Source organism: Streptomyces aurantiacus JA 4570, assembly GCF_000414115.1.
In the GTDB taxonomy this organism is placed as follows: Bacteria; Actinomycetota; Actinomycetes; order Streptomycetales; family Streptomycetaceae; genus Streptomyces; species Streptomyces aurantiacus_A.
On the sequence record NZ_AOPZ01000510.1, the window covers coordinates 1 to 206 of the forward strand.

The window sequence follows — 206 nt, forward strand, 5'->3', positions numbered from 1 at the left end:
ATGGTGTCGCTGGCCGCCGTGTGGCAGGCGGCGGGTGTGCAGCCCGCGGCTGTGGTGGGTCACAGCCAGGGTGAGATCGCGGCCGCGTGTGTCGCGGGTGTGCTGTCGCTGGAGGACGCGGCTCGTGTGGTGGCGCTGCGCAGCCTCGCCATCCGGGAGCTGTCGGGCAAGGGCGGCATGGTGTCTGTGCCGCTGCCCGAGGCCGA

At 73.3% G+C, this 206-nt stretch carries 1 protein-coding gene; it reads left to right on the forward strand.

Annotated features, from left to right (window positions below):
* The coding region (locus STRAU_RS36485) for an acyltransferase domain-containing protein (protein ID WP_037664315.1) at positions 1-206 on the forward strand (206 nt) is incomplete at both ends.